This window comes from Rhizobium phaseoli, from assembly GCF_001664385.1.
Classification (GTDB): Bacteria; Pseudomonadota; Alphaproteobacteria; order Rhizobiales; family Rhizobiaceae; genus Rhizobium; species Rhizobium phaseoli.
The window spans coordinates 234581-253631 of the sequence record NZ_CP013536.1; the positions used below are offsets into that span (position 1 = coordinate 234581).

At 60.3% G+C, this 19051-nt stretch carries 15 protein-coding genes and 1 pseudogene; 6 read left to right on the forward strand and 10 right to left on the reverse strand.

Annotated elements, in window-relative coordinates; genetic code table 11:
* The first annotated feature begins 133 nt into the window (after positions 1 to 133).
* Positions 134 to 2020, forward strand: a complete 1887-nt coding sequence (gene htpG / locus AMC88_RS28330; protein ID WP_064824041.1) for a molecular chaperone HtpG — start codon at positions 134 to 136, stop codon at positions 2018 to 2020.
* 162 nt (positions 2021 to 2182) lie between these two features.
* On the opposite strand, the gene AMC88_RS28335 is transcribed toward htpG, so the two are convergent.
* The 3 genes from AMC88_RS28335 to AMC88_RS28345 form a co-directional block, all read right to left on the reverse strand.
* Positions 2183 to 2506, reverse strand: a complete 324-nt coding sequence (locus AMC88_RS28335; RefSeq protein WP_064824040.1) for a hypothetical protein — start codon at positions 2504 to 2506, stop codon at positions 2183 to 2185.
* Positions 2507 to 2729: 223 nt separating this feature from the next.
* Positions 2730 to 3116 carry a DUF1236 domain-containing protein gene (locus AMC88_RS28340; RefSeq protein WP_029531801.1) on the reverse strand — a complete coding sequence of 129 codons (387 nt, stop codon included), beginning with the start codon at positions 3114 to 3116 and terminating at the stop codon, positions 2730 to 2732.
* Positions 3117 to 3282: 166 nt separating this feature from the next.
* Positions 3283 to 4320 carry an aldo/keto reductase gene (locus AMC88_RS28345; RefSeq protein ID WP_004672006.1) on the reverse strand — a complete coding sequence of 346 codons (1038 nt, stop codon included), beginning with the start codon at positions 4318 to 4320 and terminating at the stop codon, positions 3283 to 3285.
* Positions 4321 to 4781: 461 nt separating this feature from the next.
* Between AMC88_RS28345 and AMC88_RS28350 the strand changes: the two genes are divergently transcribed.
* The 3 genes from AMC88_RS28350 to AMC88_RS28360 all read left to right on the forward strand — a co-directional run bounded on the left by AMC88_RS28350 (position 4782) and on the right by AMC88_RS28360 (position 9343).
* Entirely contained in the window at positions 4782 to 6668 is a 1887-nt protein-coding gene (locus AMC88_RS28350; RefSeq protein ID WP_064830145.1) for a diguanylate cyclase, read from the forward strand.
* 108 nt (positions 6669 to 6776) lie between these two features.
* The gene (locus AMC88_RS28355) at positions 6777 to 9071 is read left to right on the forward strand and encodes an FdhF/YdeP family oxidoreductase (protein WP_037114213.1); all 2295 of its coding nucleotides are present in this window, start codon (positions 6777 to 6779) and stop codon (positions 9069 to 9071) included.
* On the forward strand, positions 9068 to 9343 hold the full coding sequence (locus tag AMC88_RS28360; protein WP_064830146.1) for a hypothetical protein: 276 nt from the start codon (positions 9068 to 9070) through the stop codon (positions 9341 to 9343). Before AMC88_RS28355 ends, AMC88_RS28360 begins: the two co-directional genes overlap by 4 nt.
* A gap of 55 nt (positions 9344 to 9398) precedes the next feature.
* Here the strand turns inward: AMC88_RS28360 and AMC88_RS28365 are convergent, their stop codons facing one another.
* From AMC88_RS28365 to AMC88_RS28390, 7 genes and pseudogenes are all read right to left on the reverse strand, one after another.
* Positions 9399 to 10397, reverse strand: coding sequence for an AraC family transcriptional regulator (locus tag AMC88_RS28365; protein ID WP_012490085.1), 999 nt, complete (start codon positions 10395 to 10397; stop codon positions 9399 to 9401).
* A gap of 830 nt (positions 10398 to 11227) precedes the next feature.
* A pseudogene (locus AMC88_RS34345) lies at positions 11228 to 11494 on the reverse strand (hypothetical protein); the annotation flags it as partial.
* A gap of 56 nt (positions 11495 to 11550) precedes the next feature.
* Positions 11551 to 12630: a quaternary amine ABC transporter ATP-binding protein gene (locus AMC88_RS28370; protein ID WP_064824034.1), complete on the reverse strand. Its 1080-nt coding sequence runs from the start codon at positions 12628 to 12630 to the stop codon at positions 11551 to 11553.
* Positions 12623 to 13510 carry an ABC transporter permease gene (locus AMC88_RS28375; RefSeq protein ID WP_012490081.1) on the reverse strand — a complete coding sequence of 296 codons (888 nt, stop codon included), beginning with the start codon at positions 13508 to 13510 and terminating at the stop codon, positions 12623 to 12625. The genes AMC88_RS28370 and AMC88_RS28375 overlap by 8 nt, the downstream gene beginning before the upstream one ends.
* 94 nt (positions 13511 to 13604) lie before the next feature.
* A complete protein-coding gene (locus AMC88_RS28380) occupies positions 13605 to 14606 on the reverse strand; it encodes an ABC transporter substrate-binding protein (RefSeq protein WP_004671995.1) in 1002 nt (333 codons plus the stop codon).
* 68 nt (positions 14607 to 14674) lie between these two features.
* Complete coding sequence (locus AMC88_RS28385) at positions 14675 to 15469, reverse strand: pyrroline-5-carboxylate reductase family protein (RefSeq protein ID WP_037114205.1); 795 nt, start codon at positions 15467 to 15469, stop codon at positions 14675 to 14677.
* Between the two features lie 13 nt (positions 15470 to 15482).
* Entirely contained in the window at positions 15483 to 16112 is a 630-nt protein-coding gene (locus AMC88_RS28390; protein ID WP_004671993.1) for a TetR/AcrR family transcriptional regulator, read from the reverse strand.
* 146 nt (positions 16113 to 16258) lie between these two features.
* Here AMC88_RS28390 and AMC88_RS28395 point away from each other — a divergent pair, with 146 nt between their 5' ends.
* Positions 16259 to 18295: an NADH:flavin oxidoreductase gene (locus AMC88_RS28395; protein ID WP_064824033.1), complete on the forward strand. Its 2037-nt coding sequence runs from the start codon at positions 16259 to 16261 to the stop codon at positions 18293 to 18295.
* Between the two features lie 60 nt (positions 18296 to 18355).
* A complete protein-coding gene (locus AMC88_RS28400) occupies positions 18356 to 18964 on the forward strand; it encodes a dimethylsulfoniopropionate lyase (protein WP_064830147.1) in 609 nt (202 codons plus the stop codon).
* Positions 18965 to 19051 lie beyond the last annotated feature (87 nt).

Consider the following 19051-nt stretch of genomic DNA (forward strand, 5'->3'; position numbering starts at 1 on the left):
GCGTCTGGCAAAGGGTCGGCGATGCAGCGGCGCAGCGTGCTTCGCGCTCGCATCTGCTTTCAGCCCTTGAATTTTGCGCCCGGTTTCGCCAATTGATCGGCGGAAAAATCCGTATCTTTTGGGGAAACCAAGCATGACGACAAGTGTCGAACAGAATGTCGAAAGCCACGTCTTCGAGGCCGATGTCGCCCGCCTTCTGCATATGATGGTCCACTCCGTCTACTCGGACAAGGACGTCTTTCTGCGCGAATTGATCTCGAATGCAGCCGATGCCTGCGAGAAGCTTCGCTATGAGGCGATCGAGGCACCGGCGCTGCTGGGATCAGATGCCGAGAGCCGTATCACGCTGTCGCTGGACGACGAGAGCCGACAGCTCGTCGTGGAGGACAACGGCATCGGGATGCAGCGCGACGAAATGATCGAGGCCCTCGGGACGATTGCGAGGTCGGGGACCCGGGCTTTCATGGATCGCATAGCAGCGCGCAAAGCCGGTGAAGGCGCTCAACTGATCGGCCAATTCGGCGTCGGCTTCTATTCCTGCTTCATGGTCGCGGATCGGGTCGACGTGATCTCCCGCCGCGCCGGCTCGGAGGAGGCCTCGAAATGGTCCTCGGACGGCAAGGGGAGTTACAGCGTCGCTGCGGTAAATCTTGCCGAGGCGCCAGAGCGCGGCACGCGCATTGTCCTGCATCTGATGGAGGATGCGAAGAAATACACTTCCAGGTGGACTGTCGAGCGGATCGTCAAAGAACAATCCGGCCATGTTCCCGTCGCAATCCGGCTTATCGAAAAGCCGGGCAGCGAACCGGTTGAGATTACCGACGGCACCGCGCTCTGGACAAAATCGAAGAGCGAAGTCAGCAAGGAAGAATATACCGACTTCTACCGCGGCGTGTCCGGTCAATACGATGAACCGGTCCTTACCGTGCACTTCCGTGCCGAAGGCCGGCATGAATACACGGCTCTCGCCTTTGTGCCTGGAACACAGCCGTTCGACATGTTTGACCCGGATCGCAAGGGGAGGATGAAGCTTTACGTCAAGCGCGTCTTCATCACCGACGACGCGGAACTGATGCCGAGATATCTGCGCTTTGTCAGGGGCTTGGTCGATACGGCTGATCTGCCGCTCAATGTTTCTCGCGAAATGATCCAGGAAAGCTCGATCCTGGCGGCGATCCGCAAAGGCGTCACAAACCGGGTCATCACCGCGATCGAGAAAATGGCTGATAGCGAGCCGGACACCTACCTCAAGTTCTGGGAGAACTTCGGAGCTGTCTTGAAGGAAGGCATTTACGAAGACTACGAGCGGCGCACGCAACTGATGGCGCTTGCGCGCTTTCGTACCTCGACCTTGGCCGAAGGCTACCGTTCCTTGGCTGAATACGTCAAAGACGCGAAAGAAGGCCAAAATGCCATCTACTATCTTGCGGGTAGCAGCCTCGACCAGTTGAAGGCATCGCCACAGCTGGAAGGCTTTCGGGCGCGCGGCATCGAAGTGCTGCTGTTGACCGACTCGGTCGACAGCTTCTGGCCGGTGAATGCACCGGAGTTCGAAGGCAAGGCATTCAAGTCCATCACGCAAGGAGCTGCGGATCTTGCAGGCTTTCCAACCACCGATGGTCAAACACCGCAGGAACTGGATGGCGCCGGCCTGGCGATCTTCATCGGCTTCGCCAAGGAGAAACTGGCCGGTCAAGTCTCCGATGTCCGTGCATCCGACCGGCTGACGGAGAGCGCAGTCTGCCTCGTTGCGCCGGAGGATGGTTATGACAGGCAGATGGAAAAGATTCTGCAGAATGCAGGTCGTCTCCAAGGCGCCGCCAAGCCAATTCTGGAAATCAACCTGGCCCATCCTTTGGTCAGAGCTATCGCAGCGGTCGAGAACGATGCCTCCTATCAGGAGGACGCAACATTCTTGCTGCTCGACCAAGCGCGCATTCTGGACGGCGACCGGCCGGAAGATCCCCGAAAATTCGCGGAGCGGCTGGCGAGAGTCTTCCAGAGGTCTGTCCCTTCCTAAGCTGGGCTTCTTCAGCGCCCAAGCCGGTAACTGGCGGCGGCTTGTCGCGGGTGTCGCCATGAGTTTCCTGGCGGCATCTGCAGCCGACACTACACGGTGGATGCCGAGAAAGTTACGCCGGTCGAAGGGCTCGGGCTGAGTCTGCCGGTTATTACGGTTAAGTTAGACGGGTTCGCTGCCGCGGCCAATGCAGGGAGTGAGAAGCTCCGGGTAGTTCTTTTCGTTGCTGGCCGTAAGATCGGTGGCTGAGAGCAGGAGTTCCGTCAAAGCTCCGAAGCGCTCATGCGCCTTTCTCAGGAGTTCGGCGCTGGCGATCGGGAGATCGATCACGGTCTCAAGCGTGCGAACGACACGCCGGGCGGCTCGCCGGATCTCGCGAGACGATAGTTCAGATTTCACTATCTCCGCCGCCAGATTGAATTTGGCGCGGTAACTTGTCGCGTTTTGGGCGGAGATCTGCCATTGGCGGTAGGTCTGTTGCTGCATGGCGACTTAACGCCTCAAGCGCCGAAACGTCTCAACTCACCTGCAAACAAAGTGAATCGCATTTTAACCAAAACTTAAGCGTAAATTAGTTGAGGCTTATTAAACCGCCGAGCCCCGGATGGACGTCGCGCTAACCTCCCATTCGTCAAAATAAGCGGGCGTCGGCTAAGCCGACGCCCGCAATCACCCGGGGGAGTTGTCACTCTTAAACCGCCGGATGCCACTACTCGATGATCTGCACGACCCTGCGGGTCTGCGGCTCGACGATGACGCGCTGCTGTCCCATCACGACGTAGCCATATTTCGGATTGTCGGGGACTTCACTGATCACGACATCAGGAGGCAGCGCGACGCCCACCTTCACCGGTTCCTGGACGATCACCCGTTCCGCCGGGGCCGGGGCCTGCTCGACGTAGGTTATCACCTGGGCAGGCGGAGGATCGATCACGCTGCCCGTCACGCCACCCACCACTGCGCCGACACCAGCGCCGATCGGGCCGCCGACGATGGCGCCGGTGGCCGCGCCTCCGACCATGCCGGTGACGGCGCCATCCGCAAAGGCCGAGCCGGCTATGCAGGTGATTGCCGCTGCGAGAATAATGCTTTTCATGCTGTTCTCCTTTTTCACAGGTGAACCAGAAAAGCGGCGCGGCACGCATTGTTCCGGAGATAGGACCTAGGTCGGATGATGCGACGCACGGTCTTCGCCGCGCGGAGAGAGCAGGGGTTGCGATCGGACTGCCTGTCATCCCAGCGACTGCCTGGCCTGTGAGGAGTCAACGACCAGAGACTTCGTGGACGGGCGCGTCAACCCGTATCAAACCAAGCGCTTTCAGTTCCTCCCACAGTTCGCGGGGAATGGCTGTGTTCCGCGCGCGCTGGTTAGATGTTACCTGATCAACCGACTGGCCACCCGGGATGACGGAAACGACAGCTGGATGATAGAGCGGAAAGTTGAGAGCGGCGTCTGCCAGAGCGACATTGTGTTCTCGGCAGACCTGCTCTATTCGCCGAACCTTGTCGAGGATCCCTGGCGGGGCATCGGAATAATTGTACTGTGCGCCGAAAATCGGCCCTGTGGCGAGGATGCCGGAATTATACGGACCGCCGAGCACTATGCCGATATTGCGGGCTTCGCACATTGGGAGGAAGGATTCCAACGCGTCCTGCTCAAGCAACGTGTAGCGTCCGGCAAGCAGGAACAGATCGAAATCTCCTCGTTCGGCTAGCGTCTGGCACATCTCCCACTCGTTGATCCCGCCGCCGATGGCCTTCACGACGCCCTGGTCGCGCAACGAGATCAGTGCGTGATATCCACCGGTCATGAATTGCTCGAAGTAATGGGCGCAGGCTTCCGGCGTGCCGTGGTTGAACACGTCGAGATCGTGAACGAACAAAATATCGAAGCTGTCGAGACCCGTGCGTTCGAAGGATGCTTCCAGCGATCGCATGACTCCATCGTAGCTGTAGTCGAAAATCTCCCTGCGACTGGGCGTATCAAAGAATTTGCCGATGCCGGTCCGCTCATCGGGTCGGCAGACCTTCATTATCCGGCCTACTTTTGTCGACACCACGCAGTCTTCCCGCTTTTTCCTCGCGAGGAAACGACCGACTCGCCTTTCCGCAAGGCCAAGCCCATAGAGCGGTGCGGTGTCGAAGTAACGAATGCCATATTGCCAAGCTGCATCCAATACGGCTGTTGCTTCTTCATCGCTTATGGCTCGATAGAGATTGCCGAGCGGCGCGGTGCCAAATCCGAGTTCCGTAAAGGTGAGGCCGCCGTCCCCTCTGCGATCCCAATGTCGCATCTGCATGTCGTCCGCGTCCTATGTTCGTCTTGCCGTTCCCCGCTCGAACAGATGCGCTGTGCCTCAACGGGGTTGGTTTGATCGCCTCGCGCGCGCAGCTATGATGTCGGTCACGCTCGAGCGCCGGATGTCGGCATCATGTCCCGCAAGAAGATTATTGAGAACTCCTTTGCCAGATTGCGGGTGCCAATCTTCGCCTCCGCCGCCACGCGCGCGGCTGAATTCTAGACAATAACGCATCTGAAGTGGAATCGAAGCGCAGGTTGGAAATTTCAGTCGCGACGCGACCGACGTTGCGCGGTGTTAAACCTCACGCAACTCATTCCGATCGTGCCTTCCGCATGCGTCGAAAGCCTGCATATCCGGTGCACCAGCAGCGATCGAGACGTCCGCCCTGCGGTTTAACGAAGCTCAAACCAGTATCGTCGTATGACACTCTTACGTGGTTTGGAAGTGGATCCAAAGCAGTGAATGGCATCTGGACACAATTTGGTGGCAACCTTTCCTTCGTATCCCTGGCAATGTCGCTCTGGGCGCTCTTTTCGATTCAGTTCCAGCGCCGATCCATCACACAGGAGAGGATCGCCTTCGGAATCATAGCCGGCGGCGCCTCTGTCGGATCCATGTTGCTCGCCATCGAATTTCACCCCGGCATCTATATCGATCTGCGATTTTCGCCGCTCGCATTGGCCGGCATGTTCGGGGGGCCGATCGCTGCGGCTTTTGCCGCTTCACTGGCTATCGCCTTTCGCTTTGCCGTCGGCGGAACGGCGATGGTCGACGGGATAGTCACGATCGCTATCACCGCTGGGATCGGGGTGGCCGGTCATCTCTTGACGCGCAAGAGATCTCCAGGTTTCACGGACGTTGTTGTGCTGAGCCTCGCCCTCGGCGGCGCTCTGGTTGCATCCATGGCCCTGCTTCCCACTCTCGTGACCGCTCATGTACTTGCCGGGGCCGGTTTTCCGCTGACCGCTTTGAATTGTCTGGCCACCGTGCTGGGCGGCTTCGTCCTTTTGAAAACGCAGCAATGGGAGCTGGAACGCAGCATTCTGGTCACGGCATTTTCGCAATCGCCCGACTATCTCTATGTGAAGGACCGAAACAGCCGGTTCATCACCGTCAATGAAAACATGACCCGCCTCTTCCGTTTCAGAACGACGGCGGAAATGATTGGATTGTCGGATTTCAATCTGATGTCGCGGCCGCTCGCCGAGGAACTCTATTATCTCGAGCAGCAGGTCATAGACACCGGCGTGCCGCTGATCGACTCCACAGAGCATATAGAAGGCAGATTCCTGCTCGCCTCCAAGGTTCCGTTGCGCGACAAGCAGGGGCGGGTGATCGGTCTGGCCGGCGTAACACGGGATGTGACGGAGCGCACCGCCCTGGAGCGGGAATTGCGCGAAAGCAAGAATCTGCTGTCGCATGCGATGGCCAGCATGTCCGATGGCATCGCCATGTACGACAGCAAAGGTTTTATCCTCTTTTGCAACGATCAGTATCGCGATGCGTTCCCGCTTTCCGGAGAGGCTCGCGTGGTCGGCGCCCATATCAGTGACATCCTGCGCCGCGTCGTCGAAACCGGCGAACGGCAGGGTATACCGGAAGGAAATGTGGAAGAATGGATCAAGGCCGCCACAGCTTCCCTGCATAGCAACAAGGATGAAGAGGTTCAGCTTCACAATGGCGACTGGCGCAGCATCCGGACGCGACTTGCAGATGACGGCACGGCAATGGCCGTCGTCTCGGACATCACGGCGACGAAGCAGGCGGAAATCGCGCTCAGGCTGTCGGCGGAACAACTGAAGAATCTGGCCGAGACCGACGGACTTACCGGCATCGTCAATCGCCGCGCCTTCGACGAAGTCTTCGCGCGCGAAACCGCGGGCAACGCTCGGAGAAACACGCCTTTCAGTCTCCTGATGGTCGATATCGACCGTTTCAAGGCCTACAACGATACCTACGGGCATCCCGCCGGCGACCAATGCCTGCGCGTCGTCAGCAAATGTCTGCGCCAATCCGTCAGCCGACCGGCGGACATCGTGGCGCGCTATGGCGGAGAGGAATTCGTGGTGTTCCTTCCCGACACCAGCGCCAAGGGTGCAATGATCGTCGCCGAGCAATTCGCACGACGCCTCGCCCAGGAGAATATCGTTCATTCCGGCAGCGAATTCGGACGTGTGACCGCCAGTATCGGCATATCTTGCGCGACAGGGGCAATGTTGCGGGCCAGTCCGAACCGGTTGCTCGCTGAGGCCGATACCGCGCTCTACGAGGCCAAGACGCAAGGCCGCAACCGCATTCTCGCGCATTTGCGCGAGAATGGCCATGCGCTGAAGGACGCCGGCTAAGCGACACCTGGGTCCCTTCCCGAGACTGCGGCCTTTAATAGGATTTTTTTATCAGACCATCGCTTGAATGGCCTTGATGTTTGCCCGGCTTCGACAATACACGGGCGCATGGGCACAAAATTCATTGGGAAGAAATCGGCGGCAGCCGGAGGCTGGGGCGCTTTGAAGAGTTGCGGCAAGCAATTGCTGCAAAGTGGAATGCCGATCTCCGGGGCGCGAACGATGCTGAAGGCGAACCAGCCGGATGGGTTCGATTGCCCGGGCTGCGCATGGGGCGATCCGGAACACGGATCGTCGTTCGAGTTCTGTGAGAACGGGGTTAAAGCCGTCGCGTGGGAAGCGACGGAAAAACGGGCAACGCCGGCGTTTTTCGCGAAAAGAACGGTTTCGGAGCTTCGCCAGCTTTCGGATTACGAGCTTGAGCTCAACGGGCGCCTTACCCATCCCATGCGCTATGATGCAACAAGCGACCGCTACCTGCCGGTGGCCTGGGAGGTTGCCTTTGCCGAAATCGGCAGCATCCTCAAGGGCCTCGCTAATCCTGATCGCGCGGAATTCTATACGTCCGGCCGGGCCAGCAACGAGGCTGCCTTCCTCTACCAGTTGTTCGTGCGCGTCTACGGCACCAATAACTTTCCCGATTGCTCCAACATGTGCCACGAGGCGAGCGGCATCGCCATGCGCCAGGCGGTCGGCGTCGGCAAGGGCACGGTGCTGCTGGAGGATTTCGAAGAGGCCGACGCGATTTTCGTGATCGGCCAGAATCCGGGCACCAATCATCCGCGAATGCTCGGCGACCTGCGGCGGGCAGCGCTTCGCGGCGCGCGCATCGTTGTCTTCAATCCGATCCGCGAGCGCGGCCTGGAGCGCTTTTCCGATCCGCAGGACAAGATCGAAATGCTGCGCCGCGGCTCGACCGATATTGCCAGCCATTATCTGCAGCCGCAGCTTGGCGGCGATATGGCCGCGATCAGGGGCATGGCGAAGGCTGTGCTGGCCGCGGAAGAGGTGGCGGCCGCAGCCGGCCTGCCGTCTGTCCTCGATCATTCCTTTCTCGCCGAGCACTGCGCCGGTTTTGCCGAATACAAAGCGTCGGTCGAGGCGACGAGCTGGGCCGAGATCGAGGACCAGTCGGGGCTTAGCCGAGAGGAGATTGAACGGGCGGCCGATGTCTATATCAAGGCCGAAAGGGTGATCTGCACCTGGGCGATGGGTGTGACCCAGCATCTGCATTCCGTGGCGACGATCCGCGAGATCGCCAATTTCATGTTCCTACGCGGCAATATCGGCAGGCCGGGTGCTGGCCTCTGCCCGGTGCGCGGCCATTCCAATGTGCAGGGCGACCGAACTGTCGGTATCGACGAAAAGCCCTCGGAGGATTTCCTCGATGCGCTGGAGACGCATTTCCGCTTCACGGTCCCCCGCCAGCACGGCCATAATGTGCTTGCCGCGATCGGCGCGATGCTCGACGGCTCGGCGGCGGCCTTCATCGGGCTTGGCGGCAACTTCGCCCGCGCCACACCCGACAGTGCCCTCGTCGAAAAAGCGCTTCGGCGGCTGAAACTGACGGTGCATATCGCGACCAAGCCGAACCATTCGCATCTGATGCCGGGCGAAACGGCCTTTATCCTGCCGTGTCTCGGACGGACCGAGATGGACCTCAACGCGACCGGCAATTCCCAGCTCGTGAGCGTCGAGGATTCGATGAGCATGGTGCATGGTTCCGCCGGCATCAATCGTCCGGCCTCACCGCTTCTCCTTTCGGAAGTCGCCATCATTGCCGGCATTGCACAAGCGACGGTCGGCTCTGCCGTGGTCGACTGGGCGGAACTTGCCGAGGATTACGATCGCATCCGCGATCATATCGAGGCGACCATTCCCGGCTTCGAGGATTATAATAAGCGCCTGCGCAAGCCGCGCGGTTTCCATCTGCGCAATGCCGCCGCCCATCGCAAGTGGCAGACGCCCACCGGCAAAGCGTCATTCTCCTGCCAGGCGCTTCCCGAGCAGACGGTGCACCAGCGTGCGCGAAAAGGCGAGGGCCGCTTCGCCCTGCAGACATTCCGCTCGCACGATCAGTACAATACCACGGTCTACGGCCTCGATGACCGCTACCGCGGCGTCTACGGAGAGCGGCAGGTCATCTTCATTCATCCGGAAGATCTGAAGGCGATCAACGCCAAGGCCGGCGACCGCGTCGATGTCGTTGGCGAGCACGATGACGGCATCGAGCGCGTCGCGCGGGATTTCCGATTTGTCCCCTATGACATTCCGCGGGGCAGCATCGCCGGCTATTATCCCGAGCTGAACGTGCTCGTGCCGCTTGGCAGCGCCGGCGAGGAAAGCGACACGCCGACCTCGAAATCAATCATGGTTTCCTTCCGTCGGCGAAATGCCGCGTGAGCGAAGAGACGTCCGACGCCGACCGATTTCTCGCCCTTGTCGCTACGGCACAAGATAGGGATGCCAGGCTGACCGCGATCCAGGCCGGTCTGCTCGTCGCCGCGGACCTCAACATCGCATGTGACAGCCGCTCCTTTGCACGCAGGCTGGGAATCGCGCATGCGCTTGTCCTGCGGGAACTCGACGCGCTCGCAGAGCATGAAGATAAGCTTGAGATCGTCAAGCGGGATCCGAGGACGATGCGAGTGTTTTACAGATTGGCCAGGCCCTGAGGCTTGTCGCACAAAATTGTGCAGTGATTTCGCGATGACGGCGATGCGGCCCGGCTTATCGGCGGCTCACGCGTTTCCGCGTGTCTGAGGGGTATTCCCCATAGGTCGTTTTATAGACCGCGGAAAAGCGGCCGAAATGGAAGAAGCCCCATTTGAGGCAGATGGCCTTCATCGTCTCTTTGCTTTCGGGATTGAGCAGGTCCTGGCGCGCCGCGCGCAGACGAAGCATCAGCAGATAGGCGGCGGGAGACGTTCCCTTGAAGGCGCGGAAACCGGTTTCGAGCGCCCTGCTCGAGACGCCGGCTGCTTCGGCCACCTTCGGCATGGTGATCGGCTGATCGATATTGGCCTGCATGAACTCGATTGCCCTGCGCACATGCCGCGGAGCGATCAGGGCCGGTCCCTTTTCGAGGAAATGCGACAACCGGTGCGGCACCATGCGCACGACCAGATCGGCCAGCGCCTGTGTCATGTGCGCCATGGCGATCGGCGACTCCAGCAACGGGCCGTCGTCGCGCATCCCCGATATGATCGTTTCGGTGAGATTGCCGATCGTCCGGCCAACCGGCGTCGACAGATCCAGCTCCGGCAGCAGGTCCAGCGATCCACTAAACGGCATTTCGAAAGTCTGGCCGATCGTCTGGAGGATGACGGGCCAGTTGATCAGCAGTTCGTCGATGACGTTGCCTTGCCCATGCATGAGAACGCTGTCGGGTTCGAAATTGTTGTAGAGAAGCAACTTCCCGTGCCCGGCCTCGGCCTTGCGCGCTCCATAGGTCACTCCCATGCCGCCGCGGCGGGGGACGACCAGCGACAGATATTCGGCCGTGGTGCCGGTCGGCTCGATGTTGAACTGGAACTCCGCCTCATGATAGCCGGTCAGCAGGACCGCGCTGTCCGCCACCGAAAAATCCAGTCCCCAGTGGAAGTCCTTGGCGCGACCGACGGGCTCGGCATCAAATGCGCCAAATGCACCACCGAGGGTTTCCACCATGTTGTCGAAGGACGAACCATGGAATCGGAAGGAGAATGGCTTTGCGCTGTTTTCCGTCATGCTGTTCCCGTTATTTCTTCCGACCGAATACGGCGGGAGGTGTTGGTTGCATGATGATGACGTACGTCCCTCTTTGTGGCCACACCTGCTGACATCGCCTTTTCCTCCGCGCTTTCGTCAGGACCTGATGGACGGATCGAAGGGCGAGACCTCGCCGCATATTAGCGAAAATGGGGGGGCAGCGCACCAAGTGGCGGCGTGGCGGACGAGCTTTCAGGCATCGAAAGCAGTTCGACTGAACGAATTCACGACGAGGACGACCCTGGCAGGTGTTGGAAAAAGGGAAGCTTTTTGAACAGTTTATCGACAACGCCCATCGGTCGGATTTTCCTGGCCGCTCGGCAGGAACTGACAGAACCGGCAGCACTTGGCAAGCCTTGGCGCTGCTGCTTTTAGTGGTAATCCGATGATAAAACGATTAGCCAGCCTGCGCAGTCGGCGCGCTCTAATGCCCCGCGCAAAAGTCGCCTGCCGAAGGTTCTAAAGTGGACCGCTCGAGATAGCCTTCGGCAGGCTGACAGGCAGTTGCATACGCACGGGATGGAGTGCGTATGAATGGAGCCCCTCCCATCATTTGGGGTCATCGATGGAGGGGTTTGGCTTCAGACCGTAGACCATCATGGCCCCGGTCACGGTTACTTTAGTGTTCCGCAGCCATGGAGCAATTGTCCCGCGTCGATATTGTCGGTCGAGCGCCTTTTCGCGACGCAGTCTGGACTGGTCCTGCGCAATATGTACAGGCTAGCGCTTTGCTCTGGCGACTTTGCCACTAGGCATCAGAGCTCCAATGCGACTCACCGGCCTCGTAGAAAGCAGAGGTGCCTGGTTGCGGAATCGCCATGCGCGCCGACGTGGTAGAGCTGCTGGATCGCGACGCACCTGCTTGATTCGGTCGTCGCCTTAACGCTGTTGTCGCCGGGACGGTAGTTTCCGCGTGTGAGAACAACGGCGGGATGAACCGGCATCGGCTCGACCACGATCGTCCCGGCGCACCCGGTGAGGCGATCGGCATACTAGGCGACGTGCTGGTCACCAGGCACGCCGCCTCTGGCCATGTTTCCCAAATGCGCCCCGAAGACGATCCGGTTGCATCGCATGGCTACGCACCGGATATCGGTGTCGCCGACCAAACCGAGAGACGCCGCGCGGAGGTTCAGAGTGCGACTGAAAGAGTGTTGTCGCGCCGGTCGGCCACCTCATGCGAATTCACCATCGCGCCGGCGAGCTGGCGGAAGGTGACGAGCCCCAGGGTTTCTCCCGATGGTGTAACCACCCTGGCATCGTCGGCCGGCGTCGAGGCCAGCATCCGGACGGCCTCTTCGACCGTCGTTCCGGCCGCAATCGCCAGTCCGACCGGTGCCGCACCGGCGTGCAGCGGGGTCATGACGGCTTCGACATGGACGACCCGTCCCCGGTTCACTTCCTTGACGAAATTGGCGATGTATTCGTCGGCCGGGCGCAGCACGATGTCCTGGCTGGTGCCCTGCTGGATGACTTCGCCGTCACGCAGGATGGCGATCTGGTCGCCGAGGCGCAGCGCCTCGTCGAGATCGTGGGTGATGAAGACGATGGTCTTCTTGATTTCCTTCTGGATGTCGAGAAGCACCGTCTGCATGTCGGTGCGGATCAACGGGTCGAGCGCCGAATAGGCCTCGTCCATCAGAAGCACCGGCGCATCGTTGGCAAGCGCCCGCGCCAGGCCGACACGCTGCTGCATGCCGCCGGAAAGCTGGTTGGGATAGCGCTGCTCGAAGCCCTTGAGGCCGACCCGCTCCAGCCAGCGCATGGCGATGTCGCTGGCTTTGGCCCGCTCCATACCCTGCACTTCGAGGCCGAAGATGGTGTTGTCGAGGACGTTGCGGTGCGGCAGCAGCGCAAACTTCTGGAACACCATCGCCGTCTGCTGGCGGCGGAACGTCCGCAATTCGGTCTCGTTCATCTTCACGACGTCGACGCCGTCGACCAGCACTTCGCCGGATGTCGGGTCGATCAGCCGGTTGATGTGGCGGATCAGCGTCGACTTGCCCGATCCGGACAGGCCCATGACGACCTGGATGCAGCCGGAGGGGATCTCGATATTGATATCCCTGAGGCCGAGCACGTGGCCGTATTTCTGGTTGAGCTCGGTCTTTGTCAGGCCTTTCTGCACCGCCTCGACATGGGCGGCCGGGTTGGGGCCGAAGATCTTGTAGAGGTGGCGGATCTTGATGCCGCCGAAATGATGCTCAGCCATGAACGGTCTCCCGATGCTTCTGGAGCCTTTTGCCATATGCCTGGCTGACCCGGTCGAAGATGATGGCAATGCCGACGATGGCAAGGCCGTTGAAAATGCCCAGCGTGAAGTACTGGTTGGCAATCGCTTTCAGCACCGGCTGGCCGAGGCCCTGGACGCCGATCATGGAGGCGATGACCACCATGGCGAGCGCCATCATGATCGTCTGGTTGATGCCGGCCATGATGGTGGGCAGCGCCAGCGGCAGCTGCACCTTGAACAGTTTCTGCGATCGCGAGGTGCCGAAGGCGTCGGCGGCTTCGAGCACGTCCTTGTCGACGAGGCGGATGCCGAGATCGGTCAGGCGGATCATCGGCGGGATGGCGTAGATGACGACGGCGATCAGGCCGGGCACCTTGCCGATGCCGAGCAGCATGACGACCGGAATGAGGTAGACGAAGCTCGGCATGGTCTGCATGACGTCTAGGATGGGGTTGACGATGCGCTGCAGCCGGTCGGAGCGGGCCATCAGGATGCCGATCGGGATGCCGATGGCGATGGAAAGAACCGTGCAGACGAAGATCATCGAGACCGTCCGCATCGTGTCATCCCACATGTCGAAATAGCCGATCAGCATCAGCGTCACCAGACAGCCGGCGACGACCTTCAGGCTGCGGCTCCCAAACCAGGCGATGGCCAGGATGATCGCGGTGATGATCGGCCATGGCGTCTGAGTCATGAAACGTTCGGCCGCGATGAGGAAATGCTGCAGCGGCACGAACAGGCTTTCGATGCCGTCGCCGTAGCTGCGGGTAAATCCGCGAAAGCCGTCATCGATCGCCTTCTTCAGATTGCGAAGCGCGTCATCGTTCATGTGCGGGAATTTGTAAAACCATTCCATCTCGGTTCCCCTTTCGTCAAACAGCCGTGGCAGTCTTTTAGATTTTGTCGGCGCGTGAGAAGCGGTGCGCCTTTCGCGCACCGCTATTTTTGTTTTAGAGAGCAGCTTCGATCTTCGCGGCTGCCTCCGGCGAGACCCACTTGGTCCAGATGTCCTTGTTCTCTTCCAGGAAGTGCTTGGCACCGTCTTCGCCGGTCGCCTGGTTGTCGGTCATCCATGACATCAGCTTGTTGACCGTGTCGTTGCTCCAGGAGCGTTTCTTCAGATAATCCATGACCTCGGGGCCGACCTTTTCAGAAAAGGGTTTGGCAACGAGGGTCACGACGTGATCAACCGGCCACGAAGCGGGCTTCGGATCGGGGCAGTCGGCGACGGTGATGCAGCGCTTCCATTCGGCGGCATCCTCCGGCACGCCGGCTTCGAGCTTGACCATCTGATACTTGCCGAGAAGCGCGGTCGGCGCCCAGTAGTAACCGACCCAGCCTTCCTTGCGTTCGTAGGCCTTGGCGATCGAACCGTCGAGACCGGCAGCAGAACCGGTGTCGACGAGGGTGAAGCCCGCCTTCTCGGCGCCGAAGGCCTTGTAGAGCTGCGAGGTGACGACCGTGCCGCCCCAGCCCTGCGGGCCGTTGACGATGGCTCCCTTCTTGGGATCCTCTGGATCAGGGAAGAGTTCCGGATGCTTCAGCACGTCGCCGATGGTCTTGATGTCGGGATGGGCGTCGGCGAGATATTTCGGAATCCACCAGCCCTGTACGCCGCCGTCCGGCAGCGGTGAGCCGACCTGCACGATACGGCCTTCTTCCGTGCCCTTCTTGACGACATCAGGCAGCAGGTCGATCCAGGCTTCCGGGGCGATATCAGGCTGACCCTTTTCCGCCATGGACGTGATCGTCGGGACGGTGTCGCCGACGGTGATGTCGGCGCTGCAGCCATAACCTTCGTTCAGGATGAACTTGTCCAGGTTGGAGAGAACTTCGGCGCTCTGCCAGTTCATGCTGGCGATGGTGACGCTGCCGCATTCGGCGGCGCTGGCGAAAGACGCACCGCCGAGCAGGCCGAACGTCAAACATGTCGATGCGAGTAGTTTCTTCATTCTCGTTCCCTCTATTTAGCGGCTGATCTAGCCGGGCGGGGTGCCGCAGTACCCGCCCTCAACGGTTGTCAGGAAGCGTCTCCCATACTCACCGATTTCTTGAATGCTGCCGATAGTCCGTCTGCCACCGCAGCGTCGAACCCGGCGGCGCGCATGCCTTGGATGGCTGCCGCCGTTGTGCCGCGATAGTCGAGAAAGGCCGCAACGGTATCGGCGGCAGATCCGTCGCGACGTTCCAGCAGGCGGCCGGCGCCGACCAGCACCGTATTGACGGCGCGGCGGGCAATCTCGGCCGGAAGGCCATGGGCGACGGCGTCGCTCATCATGGCGGCAGCGAGCAGTGCCGGAAATGCCGGGCCGGACCCGGAAAGGCCGGTGAGGTAGTCGATATCGCCTTCGCTTGCGACTTCGTCCTGTGATCCGCAAGCCTCGAAAATGGCGCCGACAATGGCCCGGTCGTCTGCGGTGACACCGCTCGCGCCGATCCAGGGCGTATAGGATCTGGCCACTTCGGCGGCAGCATTCGGCAGCGCGCGGACGACGCGACCGGTGTTGTGGCGTTCTGAGAGGGCATTCAGTCGGACGCCCGCCATGACCGAGATGACGAGCTTGCCGTCGGCGTCGACCGTCAGGCCATGCCAGTCACCGGGGCGCACCGAGAGAATGATCACGTCAGAGCGATCGGCAAGCGCCTGGTTGTCAGACGTCCAGGAGGAGTTCGGGAAGCGGCGCGGCTGTGTGCTGCGATAGGAGAGGCAAAGATTTCGAGAATCGACCACGCCGGCATCAATGAGCGAGCCGGCGATTGCCCCGCCCAGCCAGCCGCCACCACCGATTATGCCGATTCTCAAGGAAACGCTCATCGCCGGCCTTCCTCTAACTGGGCCTATAGCCGTGCCGAGAGAAGAAGCGATCAAGCTCTCTCTGCTGCGGCACTTCGCCCGTGTAGATCGCAATATACTCCGGAATCCGTTTCATGCGGACGGCGATATCCTCCCTCGACTGCATGGAGATGTAGCCGATCTGCACGAGGTATGTTGTTCGCGCTCTGACATCCGATGTCGTTTCTGGTAACCCGAACCGCATGAACATGCGCTTCAGCGCCTCCAGTCGGATCTGGTCGGCGTGCTGAACTTCGGCCAAAAGCTCGTCCGACTGCAGCGCCCAGCTGCGGATGGCGAACTCGAATTTCGCGTCGAAGAGATCGGTGTTGAGCCAGCAATCGAATACGTTGAGCATCGCCTCGGCCAGCGATTCCGCGTAAGCCTCGGACTGCTTGATGATGTTGCCAGTGTTTTTGTCGCGCCACCGCGCCACCAATGCGCTCAACAGTTCCTCTCGATCCTTGAAGAACCAGTAGAAGCTCGTCCTGGAGAGGTTGAGCTTCTTCGCCAAGGGCAGAATTTTCACCGAGTCAACGCCCGACTCGAGCAGGGAATGGTAGGCTGCTTCGAGCCATCCCTCCTGCGATCCGCGCCAGCCAGTGTCGTTCAAAGCCTGATCCATGAATTAACTCCTATCAAATTACGACACGGCGCACAAGAAAAATGTACATATGTGTCGAAAATAACGACCCGTCTGTTTTCTTCGTTGACACATATGTACATTGCGCATAGCGTTCCTTTGTCGTTTTTAATCCGGAACCACGGTCCATGTCGAATGATCCTCTCCTTCAGCCTTACCAGCTCAAGCATCTGAAGCTGCGCAACCGTATCATCGTGACCTCGCACGAACCGGCCTATCCGGAGGACGGTATGCCGAAGGGAAAGTATCGCGCCTATACGGTGGAGCGGGCAAAGGGCGGCGTGGCCCTGACGATGACGGCGGGTTCGGCGGCCGTCTCCAAGGACAGCCCGCCGGTCTTCAACAACCTGCTCGCCTATAAGGACGAGATCGTCCCGTGGATCAGGGAAATGACCGATGCGGTGCACGGGGAGGGGGCGGCGATCATGATCCAGCTCACCCATCTCGGCCGGCGCACGCGCTGGGACAAGGGCGACTGGCTGCCGGTTGTGGCGCCGTCGCATCATCGCGAGGCTTCGCACCGCGCCTTCCCGAAGAAGATGGAAGACTGGGATATCGAGCGCATCATCAAGGATTTCGCCGATGCGGCCGAGCGCATGAAGGCGGGCGGCATGGACGGTGTCGAGCTCGAGGCCTACGGCCACCTGATCGACCAGTTCGTGTCTCCGCTCACCAATGAGCTCGATGGCCCCTATGGCGGTTCGCTCGACAATCGTCTGCGCTTCTGTTTCGACGTGTTCAAGGCGATCCGGAAAAGGGTAGGCGACGAGTTCATTCTCGGCCTGCGCTATACGGCCGACGAATGTCTTCCCGGCGGCACGGGCAAGGCCGAAGGCCTCGAATTCTCCAAGCGCCTGAAGGAAAGCGGCCTCATCGATTACCTGAATGTGATCCGCGGCCATATCGACACCGACGCGGGCCTGACCGATGTAATCCCAATCCAGGGCATGGCGAATTCGCCGCATCTCGATTTCGCCGGCGAAATCCGCGCCGCCACCCAATTTCCGACCTTCCATGCGGCGAAGATCCCCGACGTCGCAACCGCGCGCCACGCGATTGCGGCCGGCAAGGTCGATATGGTCGGCATGACCCGCGCCCACATGACCGACCCGCATATTGTCCGCAAGATCATCGAGAAACGGGAAGAGGATATCCGCCCCTGCGTCGGCGCCAACTACTGTCTAGACCGCATCTATCAGGGCGGCGCCGCCTATTGCATCCACAATGCCGCCACCGGCCGCGAACTGACCATGCCGCATATCCTTGATAAGGCCGATGTGAAGAAGAAGGTCGTTATCGTCGGCGCCGGTCCGGCCGGTCTCGAGGCGGCGCGGGTTGCCGGGGAACGCGGCCACAAGGTGGTCGTTTTCGAAGCGGCGAACAATCCCGGCGGCCAGATCCGCCTCACCGCCCAGAGCGAACGCCGCAGGGAGATGATCAGCATCATCGACTGGCGTATGAGCCAGTGCGAAAAATACGACGTGACCTTCCACTTCAACAGCTGGGCGGAAGCCGACACGATCGAAGCCGAAAAACCCGATGTCGTCATTATCGCGACCGGCGGCCTGCCGCATACCGAGGTGCTTTCGACGGGCAACGAGCTGGTGGTCTCCTCATGGGACATCATCTCCGGCGACGTGAAGCCTGGCAGCAACGTGCTGATTTTCGATGATGCCGGCGACCATGCCGGCCTTCAGGCGGCGGAATTTCTCGCCAAGGCGGGCGCCAAGGTCGAGATCATGACGCCCGACCGGTCCTTCGCGCCTGAGGTCATGGCGATGAACCTTGTGCCCTATATGCGCTCCCTTCAGAAGCATGACGTGACCTTCACCGTCACCTATCGCCTGGAAGCGGTCGAGAAGAGCGGCAATCAGCTTGTTGCCCATGTCGGCAGCGATTACGGCGGGATTGCCAAGCAGAGCAGCTACGACCAGATCGTCGTCAATCACGGGACCATTCCGCTCGATGAGCTCTATTTCGAGCTGAAGCCCAATTCGAGCAACCTCGGCGAGATGTCGCATGACCAGCTTCTGGCTGGTGCACCGCAGTCGGTCGTTCGCAATCCCGAGGGCAAATTCCAGCTGTTCCGGATCGGCGACGCTGTCGCTGCGCGCAACACGCATGCCGCCGTCTATGACGGCCTGCGCATCGCGAAGGATATATGATTGCAGCAGAGGCCACCGGCTGGCAGGCCTAAAATCGTCCTGTTCTAGGGAGGGGATGGCATGAGTTTACGCGGGGGGAGCCTGCAGATTTTCTTGGACACAGCGTCTCAGGCTTTCCAGGCATTTGCGACAGCCCCGGAGGCCCGACACTCGGTACGGCAGTTTGTCGCAAAGCTGGCGCAGCCGGGAACCGCACGTGCCGGCGACGGAAGCCGGTTGCCGGTCTGCGATTACCTTGATGTGGCGCTCGCGATTGATACCTCCTATGATCCCTCGCTGGGGCGATTGGTCGAGGCGTTCAAAGGCATCGAGCCAATGCTTGAATGGCGTCGGCGTACCAAGTATGACCACTCGGCGAGCGACAATTTTGCCGATGGGCATGCCAATGCGATGATCATAGGCCCCGGCGGACTGGAGGAGCGGAGCGACCTGTGGCTCGGTGTGACGCTGATGGCGCCGCATGTGCGCTATCCCGATCATGATCATGCGCCGGAGGAGGTCTATCTCGTGCTTTCCGAGGGGGAGTTCAAGCAGGGGGAGGGGAACTGGTTTTCGCCCGGCATCGGCGGATCGTTCTATAATGTCCCAGGGATCAAACATGCCATGAGGTCGGTCGATACGCCGCTCTTCGCCTTCTGGGCGTTGCTTGCCGATCGACCGCACGAGTAGCGCGATGAGCAGGTTTAAACCTTGCAGCGTCCTGTGCGCGTCTGAAAGGACGTCCGGCGCTGTAGGGATCAGCATTCGGAAGAACAA

What these genes read in the sequence shown, in the direction of transcription:
- htpG (WP_064824041.1), top strand. Translation starts at nt 134, where the DNA reads ATGACGACAAGTGTCGAACAGAATGTCGAAAGCCACGTCTTCGAGGCC.
- AMC88_RS28335 (WP_064824040.1), bottom strand. Translation starts at nt 2,506, where the DNA reads ATGCAGCAACAGACCTACCGCCAATGGCAGATCTCCGCCCAAAACGCG.
- AMC88_RS28340 (WP_029531801.1), bottom strand. Translation starts at nt 3,116, where the DNA reads ATGAAAAGCATTATTCTCGCAGCGGCAATCACCTGCATAGCCGGCTCG.
- AMC88_RS28345 (WP_004672006.1), bottom strand. Translation starts at nt 4,320, where the DNA reads ATGCAGATGCGACATTGGGATCGCAGAGGGGACGGCGGCCTCACCTTT.
- AMC88_RS28355 (WP_037114213.1), top strand. Translation starts at nt 6,777, where the DNA reads ATGGGCACAAAATTCATTGGGAAGAAATCGGCGGCAGCCGGAGGCTGG.
- AMC88_RS28365 (WP_012490085.1), bottom strand. Translation starts at nt 10,397, where the DNA reads ATGACGGAAAACAGCGCAAAGCCATTCTCCTTCCGATTCCATGGTTCG.
- AMC88_RS28370 (WP_064824034.1), bottom strand. Translation starts at nt 12,630, where the DNA reads ATGGCTGAGCATCATTTCGGCGGCATCAAGATCCGCCACCTCTACAAG.
- AMC88_RS28375 (WP_012490081.1), bottom strand. Translation starts at nt 13,510, where the DNA reads ATGGAATGGTTTTACAAATTCCCGCACATGAACGATGACGCGCTTCGC.
- AMC88_RS28380 (WP_004671995.1), bottom strand. Translation starts at nt 14,606, where the DNA reads ATGAAGAAACTACTCGCATCGACATGTTTGACGTTCGGCCTGCTCGGC.
- AMC88_RS28385 (WP_037114205.1), bottom strand. Translation starts at nt 15,469, where the DNA reads ATGAGCGTTTCCTTGAGAATCGGCATAATCGGTGGTGGCGGCTGGCTG.
- AMC88_RS28390 (WP_004671993.1), bottom strand. Translation starts at nt 16,112, where the DNA reads ATGGATCAGGCTTTGAACGACACTGGCTGGCGCGGATCGCAGGAGGGA.
- AMC88_RS28395 (WP_064824033.1), top strand. Translation starts at nt 16,259, where the DNA reads ATGTCGAATGATCCTCTCCTTCAGCCTTACCAGCTCAAGCATCTGAAG.
- AMC88_RS28400 (WP_064830147.1), top strand. Translation starts at nt 18,356, where the DNA reads ATGAGTTTACGCGGGGGGAGCCTGCAGATTTTCTTGGACACAGCGTCT.